Annotated in this window: 16 protein-coding genes; 8 read left to right on the top strand and 8 right to left on the bottom strand. The window is 65.0% G+C overall.

The features are described 5' to 3' along the window. Positions 1 to 13 precede the first annotated feature (13 nt). Both FF090_RS14270 and FF090_RS14265 read right to left on the bottom strand, forming a co-directional pair. The gene (locus FF090_RS14270; protein WP_138857356.1) at positions 14 to 337 is read right to left on the bottom strand and encodes a hypothetical protein; all 324 of its coding nucleotides are present in this window, start codon (positions 335 to 337) and stop codon (positions 14 to 16) included. A 312-nt stretch (positions 338 to 649) separates the two neighbouring features. Beyond that, on the bottom strand, positions 650 to 853 hold the full coding sequence (locus tag FF090_RS14265) for a hypothetical protein (protein ID WP_138857355.1): 204 nt from the start codon (positions 851 to 853) through the stop codon (positions 650 to 652). A gap of 188 nt (positions 854 to 1,041) precedes the next feature. Here FF090_RS14265 and FF090_RS14260 point away from each other — a divergent pair, with 188 nt between their 5' ends. The 8 genes from FF090_RS14260 to FF090_RS14225 all read left to right on the top strand — a co-directional run bounded on the left by FF090_RS14260 (position 1,042) and on the right by FF090_RS14225 (position 9,695). Continuing rightward, complete coding sequence (locus FF090_RS14260; RefSeq protein ID WP_138857354.1) at positions 1,042 to 3,378, top strand: bifunctional salicylyl-CoA 5-hydroxylase/oxidoreductase; 2,337 nt, start codon at positions 1,042 to 1,044, stop codon at positions 3,376 to 3,378. After that, the gene (locus FF090_RS14255) at positions 3,375 to 4,115 is read left to right on the top strand and encodes an SDR family NAD(P)-dependent oxidoreductase (protein WP_138857353.1); all 741 of its coding nucleotides are present in this window, start codon (positions 3,375 to 3,377) and stop codon (positions 4,113 to 4,115) included. Before FF090_RS14260 ends, FF090_RS14255 begins: the two co-directional genes overlap by 4 nt. Then, positions 4,112 to 4,621 (top strand): MarR family winged helix-turn-helix transcriptional regulator, encoded by a 510-nt coding sequence (locus tag FF090_RS14250; RefSeq protein ID WP_138857352.1) that lies wholly within the window; start codon positions 4,112 to 4,114, stop codon positions 4,619 to 4,621. The genes FF090_RS14255 and FF090_RS14250 overlap by 4 nt, the downstream gene beginning before the upstream one ends. Next, positions 4,618 to 5,481 (top strand): enoyl-CoA hydratase family protein, encoded by an 864-nt coding sequence (locus tag FF090_RS14245; RefSeq protein WP_138857351.1) that lies wholly within the window; start codon positions 4,618 to 4,620, stop codon positions 5,479 to 5,481. Before FF090_RS14250 ends, FF090_RS14245 begins: the two co-directional genes overlap by 4 nt. A 633-nt stretch (positions 5,482 to 6,114) precedes the next feature. Further along, entirely contained in the window at positions 6,115 to 7,251 is a 1,137-nt protein-coding gene (locus FF090_RS14240) for an acyl-CoA dehydrogenase family protein (RefSeq protein ID WP_138857350.1), read from the top strand. 2 nt (positions 7,252 to 7,253) lie between these two features. Continuing rightward, a complete protein-coding gene (locus FF090_RS14235; protein WP_138857349.1) occupies positions 7,254 to 8,864 on the top strand; it encodes an AMP-binding protein in 1,611 nt (536 codons plus the stop codon). Beyond that, entirely contained in the window at positions 8,861 to 9,289 is a 429-nt protein-coding gene (locus tag FF090_RS14230; protein WP_375137413.1) for an acyl-CoA thioesterase, read from the top strand. The genes FF090_RS14235 and FF090_RS14230 overlap by 4 nt, the downstream gene beginning before the upstream one ends. Continuing rightward, complete coding sequence (locus FF090_RS14225) at positions 9,282 to 9,695, top strand: RidA family protein (RefSeq protein WP_138857347.1); 414 nt, start codon at positions 9,282 to 9,284, stop codon at positions 9,693 to 9,695. Before FF090_RS14230 ends, FF090_RS14225 begins: the two co-directional genes overlap by 8 nt. Positions 9,696 to 9,750: 55 nt before the next feature. Here FF090_RS14225 and FF090_RS14220 read toward each other — a convergent pair whose 3' ends face one another. The 6 genes from FF090_RS14220 to FF090_RS14200 are packed head-to-tail and all read right to left on the bottom strand — an operon-like array spanning position 9,751 to position 16,141. Beyond that, positions 9,751 to 13,053 (bottom strand): pilus assembly protein, encoded by a 3,303-nt coding sequence (locus FF090_RS14220; protein ID WP_138857346.1) that lies wholly within the window; start codon positions 13,051 to 13,053, stop codon positions 9,751 to 9,753. Positions 13,054 to 13,085: 32 nt separating this feature from the next. Next, positions 13,086 to 13,655 (bottom strand): hypothetical protein, encoded by a 570-nt coding sequence (locus FF090_RS14215; protein WP_138857345.1) that lies wholly within the window; start codon positions 13,653 to 13,655, stop codon positions 13,086 to 13,088. A gap of 50 nt (positions 13,656 to 13,705) precedes the next feature. Beyond that, positions 13,706 to 14,707, bottom strand: coding sequence for a PilW family protein (locus FF090_RS19410; protein WP_184044657.1), 1,002 nt, complete (start codon positions 14,705 to 14,707; stop codon positions 13,706 to 13,708). A gap of 5 nt (positions 14,708 to 14,712) precedes the next feature. Then, positions 14,713 to 15,249, bottom strand: coding sequence for a type IV pilus modification PilV family protein (locus FF090_RS19405; RefSeq protein WP_184044660.1), 537 nt, complete (start codon positions 15,247 to 15,249; stop codon positions 14,713 to 14,715). Continuing rightward, entirely contained in the window at positions 15,249 to 15,716 is a 468-nt protein-coding gene (locus tag FF090_RS14205; protein WP_259372631.1) for a GspH/FimT family pseudopilin, read from the bottom strand. The genes FF090_RS19405 and FF090_RS14205 overlap by 1 nt, the downstream gene beginning before the upstream one ends. Beyond that, positions 15,716 to 16,141, bottom strand: a complete 426-nt coding sequence (locus FF090_RS14200; RefSeq protein WP_259372623.1) for a type IV pilin protein — start codon at positions 16,139 to 16,141, stop codon at positions 15,716 to 15,718. The genes FF090_RS14205 and FF090_RS14200 overlap by 1 nt, the downstream gene beginning before the upstream one ends. Positions 16,142 to 16,154 lie beyond the last annotated feature (13 nt).

Raw genomic sequence — 16,154 nt, 5'->3', positions numbered from 1 at the left:
GAATGGTTGGGCCTCACTGCGCGATCTTTACGCGCAAGCCACCGGCACGCAGTGCCACCAACAGCTCTCCGGCATCACTCGCCTTTTCGGAAAAGCCAGTAAGTGGGACGACTGATAGGCAAAAATCATCCGTAGGCTCGTCTCTGATGTCGTGCTCCGGATCGGGAGGCCCAAGTAGCGCATATGAGCGTCCGAACCTTTCTGCGACGAATGCTGGGTATTCCTCGTACCGCCCCGTCAGTTCTTCGACCAATTCGACGCCAAGCACGCTCGATATCCTTCTGGCGGTCTCAGACAGCGAAAAGTCCGACTCGATCATCAGGTCGAATCCGCGCACGCTTTACTCCGTGAGGCCCAACTTGGTTTTAAAGCGGTGGCAGCAACGGATAACACACTCCGCTGCGTGATAACACCGGCGCGCAGGGCGGCGGAAAGATCAATGGAATCAAGCGCTTGCCTCCCCTTGGGCGCTGGGTGCACCCTGATAACAAACCAGCAAATGCCGCATCTTGCCCGCCCTCTTGCTGGGGCGCTGGATTCGCGGCTCTTGGGAGTATGCCCTCGCGTCTCGGCGTGGTTTGGAGAGGGCTGGCCGGCCGGCTGCTGAGGTGAAGGAGCGGCGATGGGTGGGCAAGTGCGGCGCTGGCATTCAGCCCCGAACACCGAGCAAGCGCGCCGGCAGCGTCAGCAGCGCCTTCACCAGCCCAAAGGCCGCGCCCACGGTGATGCCGATCAGGCGCAGGGGCAGGGAGATCAGCCAGATCAGGGGGCTGAGGATCAGCACGGCCAGAGCCAAGGGCCAGCACAGAACGGCCAGCAGGCACCAGAGCAGGACGGTGGGGAGGGCATTCATGCCCGCATGCTGGCCCGGCAGCCTGTCACCCGCCAGGGCGCTGCGACAGGCTGCACCGCGCGGCGACAGGGTGCTGAATGGGCCGACGCCGGCCCCGGGAAAGCCAGTGATTGCGAACTGAAAAGTTCACAACTAAAGTAATCCATTCCACACCCAAGGGCCGCGCGTGCGGCCTGGAGCCTGCTCTCATGAAGATCGTTTGCATCGGCGGCGGGCCTGCCGGCCTGTATTTCGGGCTCTTGATGAAGAAGCGCCAGCCCGGGCACGAGGTGGTGGTGGTGGAGCGCAACCGCCCCTATGACACCTTTGGCTGGGGCGTGGTGTTCTCGGACGCCACGCTGGACAACATGCGTGCCTGCGACGCCGAGACGGCGGCGGCCATCGAGGCCGAGTTCGCGCATTGGGACGACATCGAGTTGCGCATCAAGCAAAGGCGCATCCGCTCCGGCGGTCACGGTTTCGTGGGCATTGGGCGCAAGAAGCTGCTCAACATCCTGCAGCAGCGCTGCGAGCAACTGGGCGTGGAGTTGCGCTTCGACACCGATGTGGAGTCCGATCTGGACTTCCAGGGTGCCGACCTGATCGTGGCCAGCGATGGCATCAATTCGCGCATCCGCAGCCGCTATGCCGAGCACTTCCAGCCTGAGTTGATCACCCGGCCCAACCGCTACATCTGGCTGGGGGTGAAGCGTCGCTTCGAGGCCTTCACATTCGACTTCCAAAAGACCGAGCACGGCTGGTTCCAGGCGCACATCTATCAGTTCGATGCGGACACCAGCACCTGCATCGTCGAGTGCCCCGAGGCCGTGTGGCTGGCCCATGGGCTGGACCGCGCCTCGCCCGAGGAGTCCATCGCCTTCTGCGAGCGCCTGTTTGCCGACACGCTGGAAGGGGCGCCACTGATGAGCAATGCGCGGCACTTGCGCGGCTCGGCCTGGCTGAACTTCCAGCGCGTGGTGTGCGGCCAGTGGTGGCTGCAGAACACGGCCGGCGCCCAGGTGGTGCTGATGGGTGACGCGGTGCACACCGCGCACTTTGCGATTGGCTCGGGCACCAAGCTGGCCATCGAGGACGCGATCGAACTGGTGGCGCAGCTGGACCGCCATGGCCACACGCGAGAAGCCCTGCCGGCCGCATTGACCGAGTACCAGGCCCTGCGCCGGGTGGAGACCCTGCGCCTGCAGAACGCGGCCTGGAATGCGATGGAGTGGTTCGAGGTCTGCGGCCAGCGCTACTGCGACCCACTGGAGCCCGAGCAGTTCATGTATTCGATGCTGACGCGCAGCCAGCGCATCAGCCACGAGAACCTGCGGCTGCGCGACCGCGCCTGGCTGCAGGGCTATGAGGCCTGGTTTGCGCAAGGTGCTGGGGTGCCGTTGATCGAGGGCAATCGCCCGCCACCGCCGATGTTCACGCCCTTCACCTTGCGCGGCCTCACTTTGAAGAACCGTGTGGTGGTGTCGCCCATGGCCCAGTACCGCGCCGAGGACGGCGTGGTGGGCGACTACCACCTGGTGCACCTGGGCGCGCGGGCGCAGGGCGGCGCCGGCCTGGTGATGGCCGAGATGACCTGTGTGAGCCCCGATGCGCGCATCACCCCCGGCTGCCCGGGCCTGTGGACGGACGAGCAGGGCGCGGCCTGGCAGCGCATCGTGGCCTGGGTGCACGCCAACACGGACGCCAAGATCGGTGTGCAGCTGGGCCATGCCGGCCCCAAGGGCTCGACGCGCCGGCCCTGGGACGGGGAGGGCGGACGGGATGGCAGCGACCGGCCTTTGGCCAGCGGCAACTGGCCGCTTTGGGCCGCCAGCGCCCAGCCCTATTGGCCCGGCGTGAGCGACACCCCGAGGGCGATGACGCCGGCCCAGATGGAGCGGGTGGCGCAGGACTTCATCGCCGCCGCCGAGCGCGCGGCGCAGGCCGGCTTTGACTGGCTGGAGCTGCACTGCGCGCACGGCTATTTGCTGTCCAGCTTCCTGTCGCCGCTGACCAACCAGCGGCAGGATGACTACGGGGGCAGCCTGGAGAACCGGTTGCGCTTCCCGCTCTATGTGTTCCACGGCCTGCGGGCGGTGTGGCCGGCGCATCTGCCGATCTCGGTGCGCATCTCGGCGCATGACTGGGTGGCGGGCGGCATCACCCCGGCCGATGCCACGCGGATTGCGCAGGCCTTCAAGGCGGCGGGGGCCGATCTGATCGACTGCTCGTCGGGCCAGGTTCACCGCGACCAGAAGCCGGTGTACGGCCGCATGTACCAAACGCCGTTCGCCGACCGCATCCGCCAGGAAGTGGGCATCGCCACCATGGCGGTGGGCGCCATCAGCGAGGCCGACCATGTGAACACCATCATCGCGGCAGGCCGCGCCGACCTGTGCGCCATCGGCCGCCCGCATCTGGCCAACCCGGCCTGGACGCTTCTGGAGGCCGCGCGCATCGGCTGGAAGGCGCTGGATTGGCCCGCTCCTTACCGCAGCGCCAAGCCGCAGCTGGAGGCCGGCTTTGCACGCGCCGGGGCGGGCGCATGAAGCGGGTGCTGATCACCGGCGCGGGCCAGGGCATTGGCGCGGCCATCGCGCGGCGCTTGCAGCGGGACGGTGGCGTTGAACTGGTGCTGGTGGGGCGGCGCTTGGCGCCGCTGCAGGCCTTGGCGGACGAGTTGGGCGCCCAGGCGCAGGCCTGCGATGTGACGGATGCGGCGGCCGTGCAGGCGCTGTTTGAGGCCGTGGGGCCGGTGGACATCTTGATCAACAACGCCGGCCAGGCGGAGTCGGCGCCGCTGACCCGCACCAGTGACGCGCTGTGGCGGCAGATGCTGGACGTCAACCTCACCGGCAGCTTTCTGTGCCTGCGCGCGGCGCTGCCGGCCATGCAGGCCGCCGGCTGGGGCCGCATCGTCAATGTGGCCAGCACAGCGGCGCAGCGCGGCTATGCCTATGTGGCGGCCTATTGCGCGGCCAAGCATGGCCTGCTGGGCCTGACCCGCGCGGCGGCACTCGAATTGGCCAAGACCGGCATCACCGTGAATGCCGTGTGCCCCGGCTACACCGAGACCGAGCTGCTGGCCGCCAGCATCGCCAATGTGATGGCCAAGACCGGTCGCAGCGAGGAGCAGGCCCGCGCTGATTTCGCGCGCAGCAACCCGCAGGGGCGGCTGATTCAGCCCGAGGAAGTTGCCGAGACGGTGGCCTGGTTGTGCAGCGAGGGGGCGGCGTCGATCACCGGACAGGCCATTTCAATTTCCGGTGGCGAGGTCATGGCATGAAGCCCGCCCGCATGGCCGCCGCGCTGGGCGAGGCCGCCATCGGCCGCGAGGCGCGCAGCCTGCCCGAGGACCACGGCACGGTGCGCTTGTGGCTGCGCCTGCTGAGCTGCAGCACGCAGATCGAGCAGTCCATCCGCAGCCGCCTGCGCCAGCGCTTTGCCACCACGCTGCCGCGCTTCGACTACTTGGCCCAGCTGGAGCGACACCCGGAAGGGCTGCGAATGAAGCAGCTTTCGCACTACCTGATGGTGAGTGGCGGCAATGTGACGGGGTTGACCGACCAGCTGGAGGCCGAGGGCTGGGTGGTCCGCACCCCCGACCCCGAGGACCGGCGCAGCTGGATCCTGCAGCTCACGCCGCAGGGCCGACAGCAGTTCCTGGCCATGGCGGCCGAGCACGAAGCCTGGCTGGTGGAGCTGCTGGGCGGCTTTGCGGGCGGGGACCGCTTGTACGAACTGCTGGGCCAGCTGCGCCTGCATCTGAACGACATGGAGCAAAAACAATGAGCAAGACCTTGGGTTTGGCGCTGGACCCGGCTTTGAGTGCAGGCAACCGCCGCGAGCTGGCCGGCTACGCGGCCACCCACTTCCGCTGGCAGTGCGAGGGCGGTGTGGCCACCATCACGCTCAACCGCCCCGAGCGCAAGAACCCGCTGACCTTTGACAGCTACGCCGAACTGCGCGATCTGTTCCGGGCCTTGAAGTACGCCACCGATGTGCAGGCTGTGGTGCTGGCGGGGGCGGGCGACAACTTCTGCAGCGGCGGCGATGTGCACGAGATCATCGGCCCGCTGATTGACCTGCCGGCGCCCGAGCTCTTGATGTTCACGCGCATGACGGGCGACCTGGTGCTGGCCATGCGCCACTGCCCGCAACCGATTCTTGCGGCCATCGACGGCGTGTGTGCCGGGGCCGGGGCCATCCTGGCCATGGCCAGCGATATGCGGCTGGGCACGGCCCGCAGCAAGACCGCCTACCTCTTCAACCGCGTGGGCCTGGCCGGCTGCGACATGGGCGCTTGCGCGCTGTTGCCGCGCATCGTGGGCCAGGGGCGAGCGTCCGAGCTGCTCTACACCGGGCGTTCACTCGGCGGCGAGGAGGGCGAGCGCTGGGGCTTCTTCAACCGTCTGTGCGCGCCGGAAAGTTTGCTGGCCGAGGCGCAGGCGCTGGCCGCCCAATTGGTGGCCGGCCCGACCTTTGCCAACGGCATCACCAAGACCATGCTGCACCAGGAGTGGGCGATGACGGTGGAGCAGGCCATCGAGGCGGAGGCGCAGGCGCAGGCGATTTGCATGCTCACGAATGACTTCAAACGCGCTTATGAGGCGTTTGTTCGCAAGGAACGGCCCGTTTTCCGCGGGGACTGAGGTGGTGATGATCGTGTGGCAGCCCGCAGGGGCTTCACCCCTGCACCCGACCCCCTTTTCTTTGCTTCGCCAAAGAAAAGGGGGGAAAAGAAAGGCGACCCCCGATGCTTGCGCCCCTGGCTGTGCCAGGGGTTCCCTGTGGTGCTCGAAGGCCAGGCCCGGCGCGGAACGCACTCCGTTCGCTGCGCTTACTGCGCTTGAACGGCCGCGCCGAGTCAGTTCACGTGGCGCGCTGACGCGCGCTGGCCTGTCCTTCTGTGCTCCTCGGCTTGGCATAGGGGGACCCCCAAACAGCCAACAGCCGAATAACCCGTCCTTCAACCAGTCGCGCCGTTTCGCGGGGTCCCCTATGCGCTGCCGAGAAGCGCAGGAGATTGGGGCCGCGTGCGACAGCACGCCAACCCATCTAGACCGGCGCGGCCGTTCAAGCGCAGTGAGCGCAGCGAACGGAGCGCGTTCCGCGCCGTGGCCCCAAGCTCCGAGCATCGCAGGGAACCCCTGGGCGAAGCCAAGGGGCTGCGCATCGGGGTCGCCTTTCTCTTTCCCCCATTTCTCTTTGGCGACGCAAAGAGAAATGGGGTCGGGGTGTGGGGTTGAAGACCCCACGGGCTCGCACTTAGGAACTCAGTACCTATGAAACATACAGACTGGCCCTTCTTTGAGGTCCACCACCGCGAACTCGCAACCCAGCTGGAGGCTTGGAGCCAACAAAACCTCCAAATGCATCCCCCCGGCGCGGTGGACGACGCCTGCCGCGCCCTGGTGCGTCAACTGGGCGATGCCGGCTGGCTGCAACACGCGGTGGCTCAAGGGGACAAAGGCATCGACACCCGCGCGATCTGCCTGATCCGCGAGACCCTTGCCTTCCACTGCGGCCTGGCCGATTTCGCGTTCGCGATGCAGGGCCTGGGCTCGGGGGCCATTGGCCTGGATGGCACGGCCGAGCAGCGCGCTCGCTACCTGCCGCAGGTGGCCAGCGGCGCGGCCATTGCGGCCTTTGCGCTCAGCGAACCGCAGGCCGGATCGGATGTGGCGGCCATGGCCTGCAGCGCCCGGCTGGAGGGCGAGCACTATGTGCTGGACGGCGAGAAAACCTGGATCAGCAACGGCGGCATCGCCGACTTCTACGTGGTGTTTGCGCGCACCGGGGAAGCCCCCGGTGCGCGCGGCATCACCGCCTTCATCGTTGATGCCGACACCCCGGGCCTTGAAATTGCCGAGCGCATCGAGGTGATCGCCCCGCACCCCTTGGCGCGACTGCGTTTCACGAACTGCCGCATTCCGGTCGGGCAACGCCTGGGCGCGGCCGGGCAGGGCTTCAAACTGGCCATGCGCACCCTGGATGTGTTTCGCTGTTCGGTGGCGGCCGCCGCCCTCGGCTTTGGTCAGCGTGCGCTGCATGAAGGCCTGCAGCGGGCCCAGAGCCGCGCGATGTTCGGCGGCGTGCTGGCCGACTTTCAACTCACCCAGGCCAAGCTGGCGCAGATGGCCCTGCAGATGGACAGCGCGGCCCTGCTGACCTACCGCGCCGCCTGGCAGCGCGACCAGGGTGAGGGCGTGACCAAGGAGGCCGCCATGGCCAAGCTGGCGGCCACCGAGGGCGCACAGCAGGTCATTGACGCGGCGCTGCAGTTGCATGGAGGGCAGGGCGTTGTCAGTGGTCAGGCGGTAGAGCAGCTCTACCGCGAGATCCGCGCGCTGCGCATCTATGAGGGCGCGAGCGAAGTCCAACAACTCCTCATTGGCCGAGAACTTCTCAAAGGGAACTGAGCATGACGACCGCGCACATCGACCGTTTCGCCGCCGAGCACCTCCCGCCGCGCGAGCAGTGGCCCGAGTTCCTGTTCGAACTGCCCGAGCTGCAATTCCCCGCGCAACTGAATTGCGCGACCGAGCTGCTGGACAAAGCGGTCGACGAGAGGGGCTGGGGCGGGCGCCTTTGCGTGCAGGGCGGCGGCATCCGCTGGACCTACCGTGAATTGCGCGAACAGGCCAATCGCATCGCCAATGTGTTGGTCGAGGACATGGGCCTGCAGCCCGGCAACCGCGTGCTGCTGCGGGGCCCCAACCACCCCATGGCCGTGGCCTGTTGGTTTGCGGTGATGAAGGCCGGCGGCATCGCTGTGGCCACCATGCCCTTGCTGCGCGCGAAGGAGCTCAAGACCATGATCGAGATCGCGCAGATCTCGCATGCGCTGTGCGATGCCGCGCTGGAAGCCGATCTGCGCGAGGCCGCGGCCGCCTGTCCGCAGCTGCGGTCTGTCGCGATCTATCGCAACGGTGCGCCGGACAGCCTGGAGGCCCGCGCGACGGCCAAGGCCCCCGAGTTCCGCAACGTGGACACCGCCGCGGATGACACCTGCATCTTGGCCTTCACTTCGGGCACCACGGGCGTCCCGAAGGCCACCATGCACTTCCATCGCGATGTGATGGCCATCTGTGCTTGCTGGCCGCGCCATGTGCTCAAGGCCTCGGCCGACGATGTGTTCATGGGCAGCCCGCCGCTGGGCTTCACCTTTGGTCTCGGCGGTCTCGTGCTGTTCCCGATGAGCATTGGCGCCAGCAGCGCCCTGCTGGAGAAGGCCGCGCCGCCGCAATTGCTGGAGGGCCTGCAGCAGTACGGTGGCACGGTGCTGTTCACCGCACCCACGAACTATCGGGTGCTGGCGCAGCAGGGTGAGGTGATTTGGCAGACCTCGCTGCGCCGCTGCGTCAGCGCCGGCGAGGCCCTGCCGGCCGCCACCCGCGCGCTCTGGCGCGAGGCCACCGGCATCGAGCTGATCGATGGCATTGGCGCCACCGAGTTGCTGCACATCTTCATCTCGGCCGACGAGGCCTCGGCGCGCGCCGGGGCCACCGGCAAGGCCATCCCGGGCTACCGCGCCGAGGTGGTGGACGAGCAGGGCCGGCCACTGCCGGTGGGCGAGGTGGGCAAGCTGCGCGTCAAGGGTCCGACTGGCTGCCGCTACCTGAACGATGCGCGCCAAGCCAGCTATGTGAAGGACGGCTGGAACTACACCGGCGACGCCTACAGCATGGACGCCGACGGCTACTTCCACTACCACGCACGTACCGACGACATGATCATCTCGGCCGGCTACAACATCGCCGCCCCCGAGGTGGAAGAGGCGCTGATGACGCATCCGGCGGTGGCCGAGTGCGGTGCCACCGGCGTGGCAGATGAGGAACGTGGCCAGATCGTCAAGGCCTGCGTGGTGCTCAAGCCGGGCTACCAGGCCGACGCCGCGATGGCGACTGCGCTGCAAGAGCATGTGAAGGCAAGCATCGCCCCCTACAAATACCCGCGCGCCCTGGTCTTCGTGGACCAACTGCCGCGCACGCAAACCGGCAAGCTGCAACGCTTCCGCCTGAAGGACATCTGATGGCCCGCTTTGAGCGCCCGACGACGATCCGCTTTTCGCACTGCGACCCGGCAGGCATCGTCTTCTTCCCGCAGTACTTCGTGCTCTTCAATGGCCTGGTCGAGGATTGGGTCAACGAGGGCTTGGGGCTGGACTACGCCGCGCTGCTGGGTCCGCGCCGCGTGGGTCTGCCCACCGTGCAGATCGAGACCGAGTTCCGTGCCATCAGCCGCCATGGCGATGCGGTGACCTTGGGCCTGGAGCTGCTGCGCATCGGCCGCAGCTCCTTCACGCTGCAGTTGGACTGCCGCGCCGGCGCTCAGCTGCGCGTGCTGACCCGCCAGACTTTGGTCAGCACCGACCTCGACACCCACCGCGCTCAGGCCCTGCCGTCCGACCTGCTCGCCGCGATGAACCAATTCCAGAACGGAGCCGACCATGCCTGAATCGCCCGAATCTCCCCATCAAGCCCTGTTGCCCGAGGGCTGGAAGCGCCCACGCGGCTACGCCAACGGCGTGCTGGCGCAAGGGCGCCACATCCATGTCGCCGGCATGATCGGCTGGGATGCGAACGAGCAGTTCCACAGCGACGACTTCGCCGACCAAGCCCGTCAGGCCTTGAGCAATGTGGTGGCTGTGTTGCGCGCTGCCGGCGCCGGCCCCGAGCACATCACGCGCATGACCTGGTACGTCACCGACAAGCGCGAATACCTCGCCGCCGGCCGTGCCGTAGGCGCTGCGTTCAAGGAACTCATCGGCCACTACTGCATCGCGATGAGTGCGGTGCAGGTGGTGGCTTTGATCGAGGACCGTGCCAAGGTGGAGATTGAGTGCACGGCGGTGGTGCCCTAAAGAACAAGGGGCGCAGAGCGCCCCTTGTCGTTGAAGTTTTGGGCCGAGCCCAAGTTCACTTATTCAGGTTGTCGATGCGCCACGTCAGGCGAGACCGTGTCGGGCTGACGGTGGGTTTGGGCTCGTAGGGCTTGAACGGCGATGAAGTGCCGCAACCGATGCAGCCGGTCACTTTGGTGTCGACCCCATTGACCTTCAAGTTGATCACTCCGCCCACGGGTGAGGGCGGCAGTCCGCCGCCAATGACCTTTACCGGATCCGCGGGGGCCTGGCAGAAAAGCGGGAAGCTGTAGTTGTAGGCTTCACCCAGGTCTGCTGAGCACTTTGCGCCGCCCGAGGGCTTGGGTCGGTTGGTGCCGAAATAGGTCACCCCGGTCGTGGTGTAAGGCGCGTTGACCACCTTTTCGCCGGTCGTGGAAAGGGTCATGTAGCAGCCCTCCTCGTCATTGACGGTCTTGCTCTTCACCACCTTCAGCGTCTTGGTCGTCGCGTCTTCGCCAATCTCCGCCACTTCGCTCAGATCCTTCAGCTCAAGCACCGAGCTGCGTGCGGCTCCCAGCTTGTCCTTGATCAGTACGAAGTGATCCGAGCTGCTCGTCGTCAGGGGTTTCTCGCGGTCGCCTGTGCCTACCAGCACGGCCACGAAGTCGCGTGTGACCACGGTGCTGGGGGGATAGAACACCTTGCCTTCGAGCTTCGCGATCTTCTGCGCCTTGACACCACTCCAGGTGGCAGCCAGTGACTTGTCTCCAGTGGGGAAGTCCACTCGATAGAGATTGCCGCGTACATCGGCCACATAGGCGCGGTCCGGGTCCCCGTCACCATTGACATCGAGGACCGTGAGGTCGGAGGGCACCGAGTAATCGGTATCCAACGCGGCCAGCAAGCCGCCGGTACGGCCATTGATGATGTAGATGACGTTGCCAATGCCGCTGCTGCTGTTCTTGTCCTCATCAGGGTCATAGCCGCCCCCCATCATCAGCACGACCGGGGGTGGGGTGGAAGTGGTCTTGAACAGCACCGGTTTGGGTTGGGACCAGGTCTGAGCCAGCTTGGTGTAGGAGCCTGTGCCGCCAGTGATCTTCCAAAGAAACTTCGGCGCCGATTTGCTGCTCACATCCAGCGCATAAACCGTTCGGCCGCCCCGACGCATGGTGGGATAGATGATGGCCTCGGTGACCGCAGCGCTGCTGTTGTAGAGCGCATAGACCCCCACCGGGCCATCCATGGCGTAGTCCTTGGTGGCCTTGCCCGCCGGCGTGGTGATGAGATTGCCATTGCTGTCGCTCTCCGGCAGATGCAGGTCCGGGCTGCCATCGCGCTGGCGCTTGAGCATGCTGTAGTGCTCTGGCGCAACGAAGGACCAAAGCTCTGATCCGCCATTCGCATCGGTCTTGCGGCCATCCACGGCCCGGAACAGGCCGTCATTGCTGCCGTAAAAGACCACCACCTCTTCGCTGCCGTAGTTCAGGGCAACAGGACGCGAGTGCAACACATCCCCGTGGATGCTGGCGCGAGCGCCCGTCGAACCCAGCAGGGTTTCGCTCCCAACACTGCCCTTGCTGCCGACCAATAACTCGGCGCCGTCGGTACTGGCTTGGTTGTTGGCCTCACCCCGAATCCAGTTGATCTCGGCGGTGGAAAAGCTCGCGGTCACAGCCGTGTTGCTGGTGGTGAAGGGCGTGGCCGACAGCAGGGCGTTGGCGGCCGGGCTGCTGGGCAGGGTGTAGACCTTGCGCGACGCCGCGCTGTCCAAATTGGCGTTGCGCAAGCGCTGTGCGGCACCACCCTTTTCAACAATGGCGCCGTCCGGCTTGTCGCTGGCCGACAAAGGGGTGCCACTGGGCAACTGGTTGAAGTAGACGCTGCTGGTGGTCCAGAAGCTCTCGGCCGTGGCGGAAAAGAAGCCCTCGCCACTTTGCACAGCCGACTTGCCATTCGCTCCCAGCAAATCCAAATTGCTGCCGGTGAAGCCCAACTCGTACTGCTTCAGATTGCCCACCCAGCGTGGCTTGGCATTGGCGTCAGGCCGGAACATGCCGACGAAGATCTGGTTCAGGTAGGTGCCCTGGGTGGTGGTCGAAACCGGCAGGGTCACGGCCGTGAACACCGAGTTGACGTCTGCGATATTGGTCAGGATGTCCTTGAAGCCATTGACGAGGGCCACCAGATCGCCGCCCACTTCGAGATAGGCTGCAGCACCGACGCCTCCCACCTTGGCCATGGACTTGAGCAAGCGGGTCTGGTCGGTGTCTTCCTTGGCGTTGTAGGTGTTGACGGTATAGGTGAACACCCGCTGCACCCCGTCTTCGGGGCTGACATCGGTGTTGGCCAGGAAGGCGGCCCATTCGTCTGCCCATCGGCCCGTGTCTGAGAAAGAGGCTGACAGGGTGGGCGGGGTGTAGTTGAGGTAGCTCTTGCTGAAATTGGTCGGGTCCGAAGTTTTGGGCTCGGCATTGGGGTAGCCATTGCCCACCAGCACGATGTAGTTGTTGCCGCAGGCATTGCTGCTGCTGATGGGGCTCTTGTAGACCAATTTATCTGCAGAGGCACTCGCGTCTACAAAGGCGTCGGGATCTTTGTCAGGATGGGGGTTTGTAAAGGGCTTGGGTCCGTAGCCGGTGCGCCCGGCCGGGGTGGCAGCGGTCGTGCCCAAGCTGGGGTCTGTGTGCCCGCCGAAATACTTGAACAACTCGTACATCGGCGCGCCGTAGTTTGCGCTGCTGGGCGCCTTGGTTGCAGGGCTGGTGATGTCCGCGTAGATGTCGTCCAGGGTCGAAATGATCTTCTGGCAGGTGCTGCCAGAAAGGCTGGCCGTGCCGGCCAGGGGCTTGACGGCAAAGCGAATAAAACCCGTTGGGTCCCCCGGGCTCAATGCGGATCCTTCTTTGCTCAACAACGACAGCCCCACATTGACGCTGAGCGCATCGGCCTTGCCAGAGCAGACCAGTTGACTCAGCACTAGGCGTAACGCACGAATCTGTACCTGCCCCTGAGTCAGGCCGACCTGGTCGCTGTTCTTGCCGTTGGTGCTGTATCCGCTCTCCCATGGGCGTTTCTTGCTGCTGCCGACGTAGTAGACGGCCTCAATGATGTCCTTGCATTCCTGCAGCGCGCTGCCGGTCAACGAGGAGCAACGACTCCAGGAGCCGGTCGAATTCCAGTCCTGTGAGTTACTGCTCCAGTTGGACGTATTGTCCAAAAGGAAGACCACATTGGGGCTCGAGCTGGCGGTGCCCGCTGCACCGTAGATGTCGATGTCGGCCGCACGGCCAGCGGGAGACCAGGTCAGGGCGCTGCCAATGGCCAGAGCCAGCAATTTCTTGGCGGTGGCGGGATGACGGGTGTGGCGAGCCATGGTGACTCCTTTGCGGCGAATGGCGAACTGAATTACTCGCAGGTACTGACTGATGCGGTGGGAACACGGACTCCCACGCCCTGAACCACATTGACGCGGGCATTGGTGACTTCATCACGCGCTTGCATGGTGATGCTCCATTCGGTGTTGGAGCAACCCGAGAGCCCTTGATTCACGGGCGAACTGCCTGAACCGGTTTGTTGGCCAAGGCCTGAGTGACTCGAGCCATCCTCGCCGGAGCATTGGCGCATTTGTTCGGAATCGGGGTCGATCTGGCTCTTGGGGACCGGCTCGACGCGGAGGCAACGTGGGCCTGCTTTGGCCTTGCCGTCGATCGTCACCACAGGGAAGTCGACCGAGATGTCATTCACGCCATCGCCGTTGACGTCCAGCCTGAAGGGGGCTTTGTTGGTTTCTGCCGTCAGCACCGCGGGGTTGGTGGCGAAATCGGCCGAGCTCAGCACCTTGTCCAAGGCGTCGTTGGCGGCATTGATGGTTTCGTTGCGCGATTGCATATTGCCCAGCGCCTGAACGCTGGTGAGCGAACTACGGAACATGGTGGCAGCCATGACGGCAAAGACCAGCAAGAAGATCAAGGCCATGATCAGGGAAATGCCGCTTTGGCCGGGGCGGGCACGCTGATGGGATTGCATCACTCTCTCCTGCCGCCGACGTTTTGCAGTCGCACGGTGACGGTCATCAGGTTGCGTTTGAATCCATCGCTGGGCTTTGTCACGGTGACATCGGGACCCAATTTGTAGGTGCGCACATCCTCATAGTTGCTGGTGGTCTGGGTGTTGCGAGTAAGCAGGTGCATCCGTACCGACACCACGTTGTCCCAGGTGTAAGCGCCACCCTTGGCTGCAGCCGAGGAGATGGTCTCGAAGCCATCGGGGATGGCGTTGTTGTCCGTGTCGTAACCGAACTCGAACTGGATGTTTTCCACCCCTTCGGCGATGGATGTGATGCGTCGGGCGCCATCGATGAACTCGACTCGCTTGAGCGTGGGAATGCCATCCTTGGCCGTGCAGTCATTGCAATTGGCCACGTAGTAGGTGCGCTGTGCCAGCCGACGAATGGAGTCGTTCACGCTGCTGCAGTCGGGCTTTTGCAGCGAGAACGGCGCGGAGGCCGGCCCCGTTGCGGCCACCACCCGCTTGACGTCAGTGGGGCAGCGAGACATTTGAAGATACAAATTACCGGCCGAGGCCGCTGAAACTGGCTGTGCCGCGCCGGTATCGGCGTGGGTCACCACGATGGCCTCAGTGCCTGTCCTGCGCTCGGTCAGGCAGGTCGCCGTCAGATCGGTCGCCGCGACGCCTTGCACCGGATTGGGTAACTTGACGGGGCTTGCATCGGTGTCCCAGCCCATCGCTGTCACTGCATTGGCGCATGGGTCCAGAGTCTGGTAAGCAGGAGGCACAACCAGGGACTCGGGACTGAAGTCCGAGAAATAGCCGCCGTGCATCAAGTCTTCACTCAACGTGTCGACCGCAAAGCGGGCGTTTTCGAGTTGGCGCAGGCTGCGCTCCAATTCGCCTTGGCTGCTGCTGTTGCGGGCGAACATGACGGTCAGGGCCAGCAGGATCACCACCCCCATGGCCACGGCGATCAATAGCTCAACCAGGCTGAACCCGCGTGATCGATTGGTCATGGCAGTCATTTGGTAAGCGCGGCCACGCGGACCTGAGCCCGAACGACGCGCCGATAGCTCTCGTCGCCAAAGGCACCTTTGCCGCAAAGATCGGCGGGGGGAAAGCCGCTGGCCATGGAGCCGTAGGCCACTGTGATCACATAGGCGGGATCCGTGGCCGAGGGCTTGGTGACACAGCCCCGAAAGCCCAAAGCTGCCGCATTGCCGCCCGTGCGGGCGTCCTGCGTGCCCACCAGCAGATTGCCCCATTGGCAGAGGTCCAGGGCCGCGCTGCCCACTGCCCCGGTGCACACCGCCGTCGCCGTTTCGCCATAAACCTGATCCGTGACGTAGTCGTCTGCCTTGGCTTTGTTATTGGCCAAGCGGCTGGCCATGTCGTCAACAAGTGAGGCGGCGCGGGCCTTCTGGCCTGCGTCGACGCTCAATGTGGTCGAGCGGGTGACGAACCCTGCCAGGCCTAGAAGGCCGAAGGCGGTAATCACCAGGGTGATGAGGATCTCGATCATGGTGGCGCCGCGCAGGCGCTGGCTTCGCGGATGCATCAGCAGGCCTCCATCTTGGAGCGGGCGGTTCCAGTGGGCGTGATGACGATGCAGCGCTTCTTGACTCCGGAGATCGTGGATTCAACGCCCCAGTTCAGATTGCTATCGTTGACATCGTCTTGCAAGCGGCCGTTGACTCGGAACTGCACTGTCGAGGCGGCACTTGTTACCTTGATGGACCAACCGAGCGCGGAGCGGGTGCGAAGGGACTGGGGCGTTGCCTCAACGGTGGCGACGGCCCAGCCCTTGGCCCAGTCACCTCCGGTGGCGCTGACCGTCACAGGAAGATTGCGCTTGATGGCCTCGGCGCGCGCAAAGGTGAGGTCACCAACGAGATCAAAGGCCACAGACTTCGAGTTCATGGTGGCCAGGAAGGTGCGAAAGCTGGGCGCGGCCACCGAGGCCAATATGACCAGGATGGCCACGACGACCATCAATTCGATCAGGGTCATGCCACGGTGTCGCATCACCAGCACCCCGCCTTGTCAGCAGACTTGTCGCCGGCCTGTGTGATGACCAGGGTTCCACAGGAGTCGCTTGCTTGAGCAGTGCCACTCTTGGGGGCGGCGCTGAGGCTGACCGTCATCGGCTTGACCGTGTTGTCCGTGGTCATTGTCAGGGTGTACACCGCCGCCACAGAGCTAGGAACGGTCATGCCCAGGCCGCCCGCAGCAGGTGCATTGGTGATCGAATCGGAATAGGCGCGTCGATCGACCAAGTAGTGCTGCTGCCGTGCAATCACATCTTGCATGAAGGATTGAACCTCGGCTCTGCGGCTGCGCTGCAGATACGAGGAGTAGGCCGGGAGTGCGATGGCAGCCAGGATGGCCACGATGGCCACGGCGATCATCAACTCAATCAGGGAGAAGCCGCGGCTAGGGGGGGCAAGCACTGCACTGAGACAT

It is taken from the genome of Inhella inkyongensis (assembly GCF_005952805.1).
In the GTDB taxonomy this organism is placed as follows: domain Bacteria; phylum Pseudomonadota; class Gammaproteobacteria; order Burkholderiales; family Burkholderiaceae_C; genus Inhella; species Inhella inkyongensis.
The sequence above is the reverse complement of the archived record's forward strand: the minus strand, read 5'-3'. Positions and strand labels throughout refer to the sequence as shown.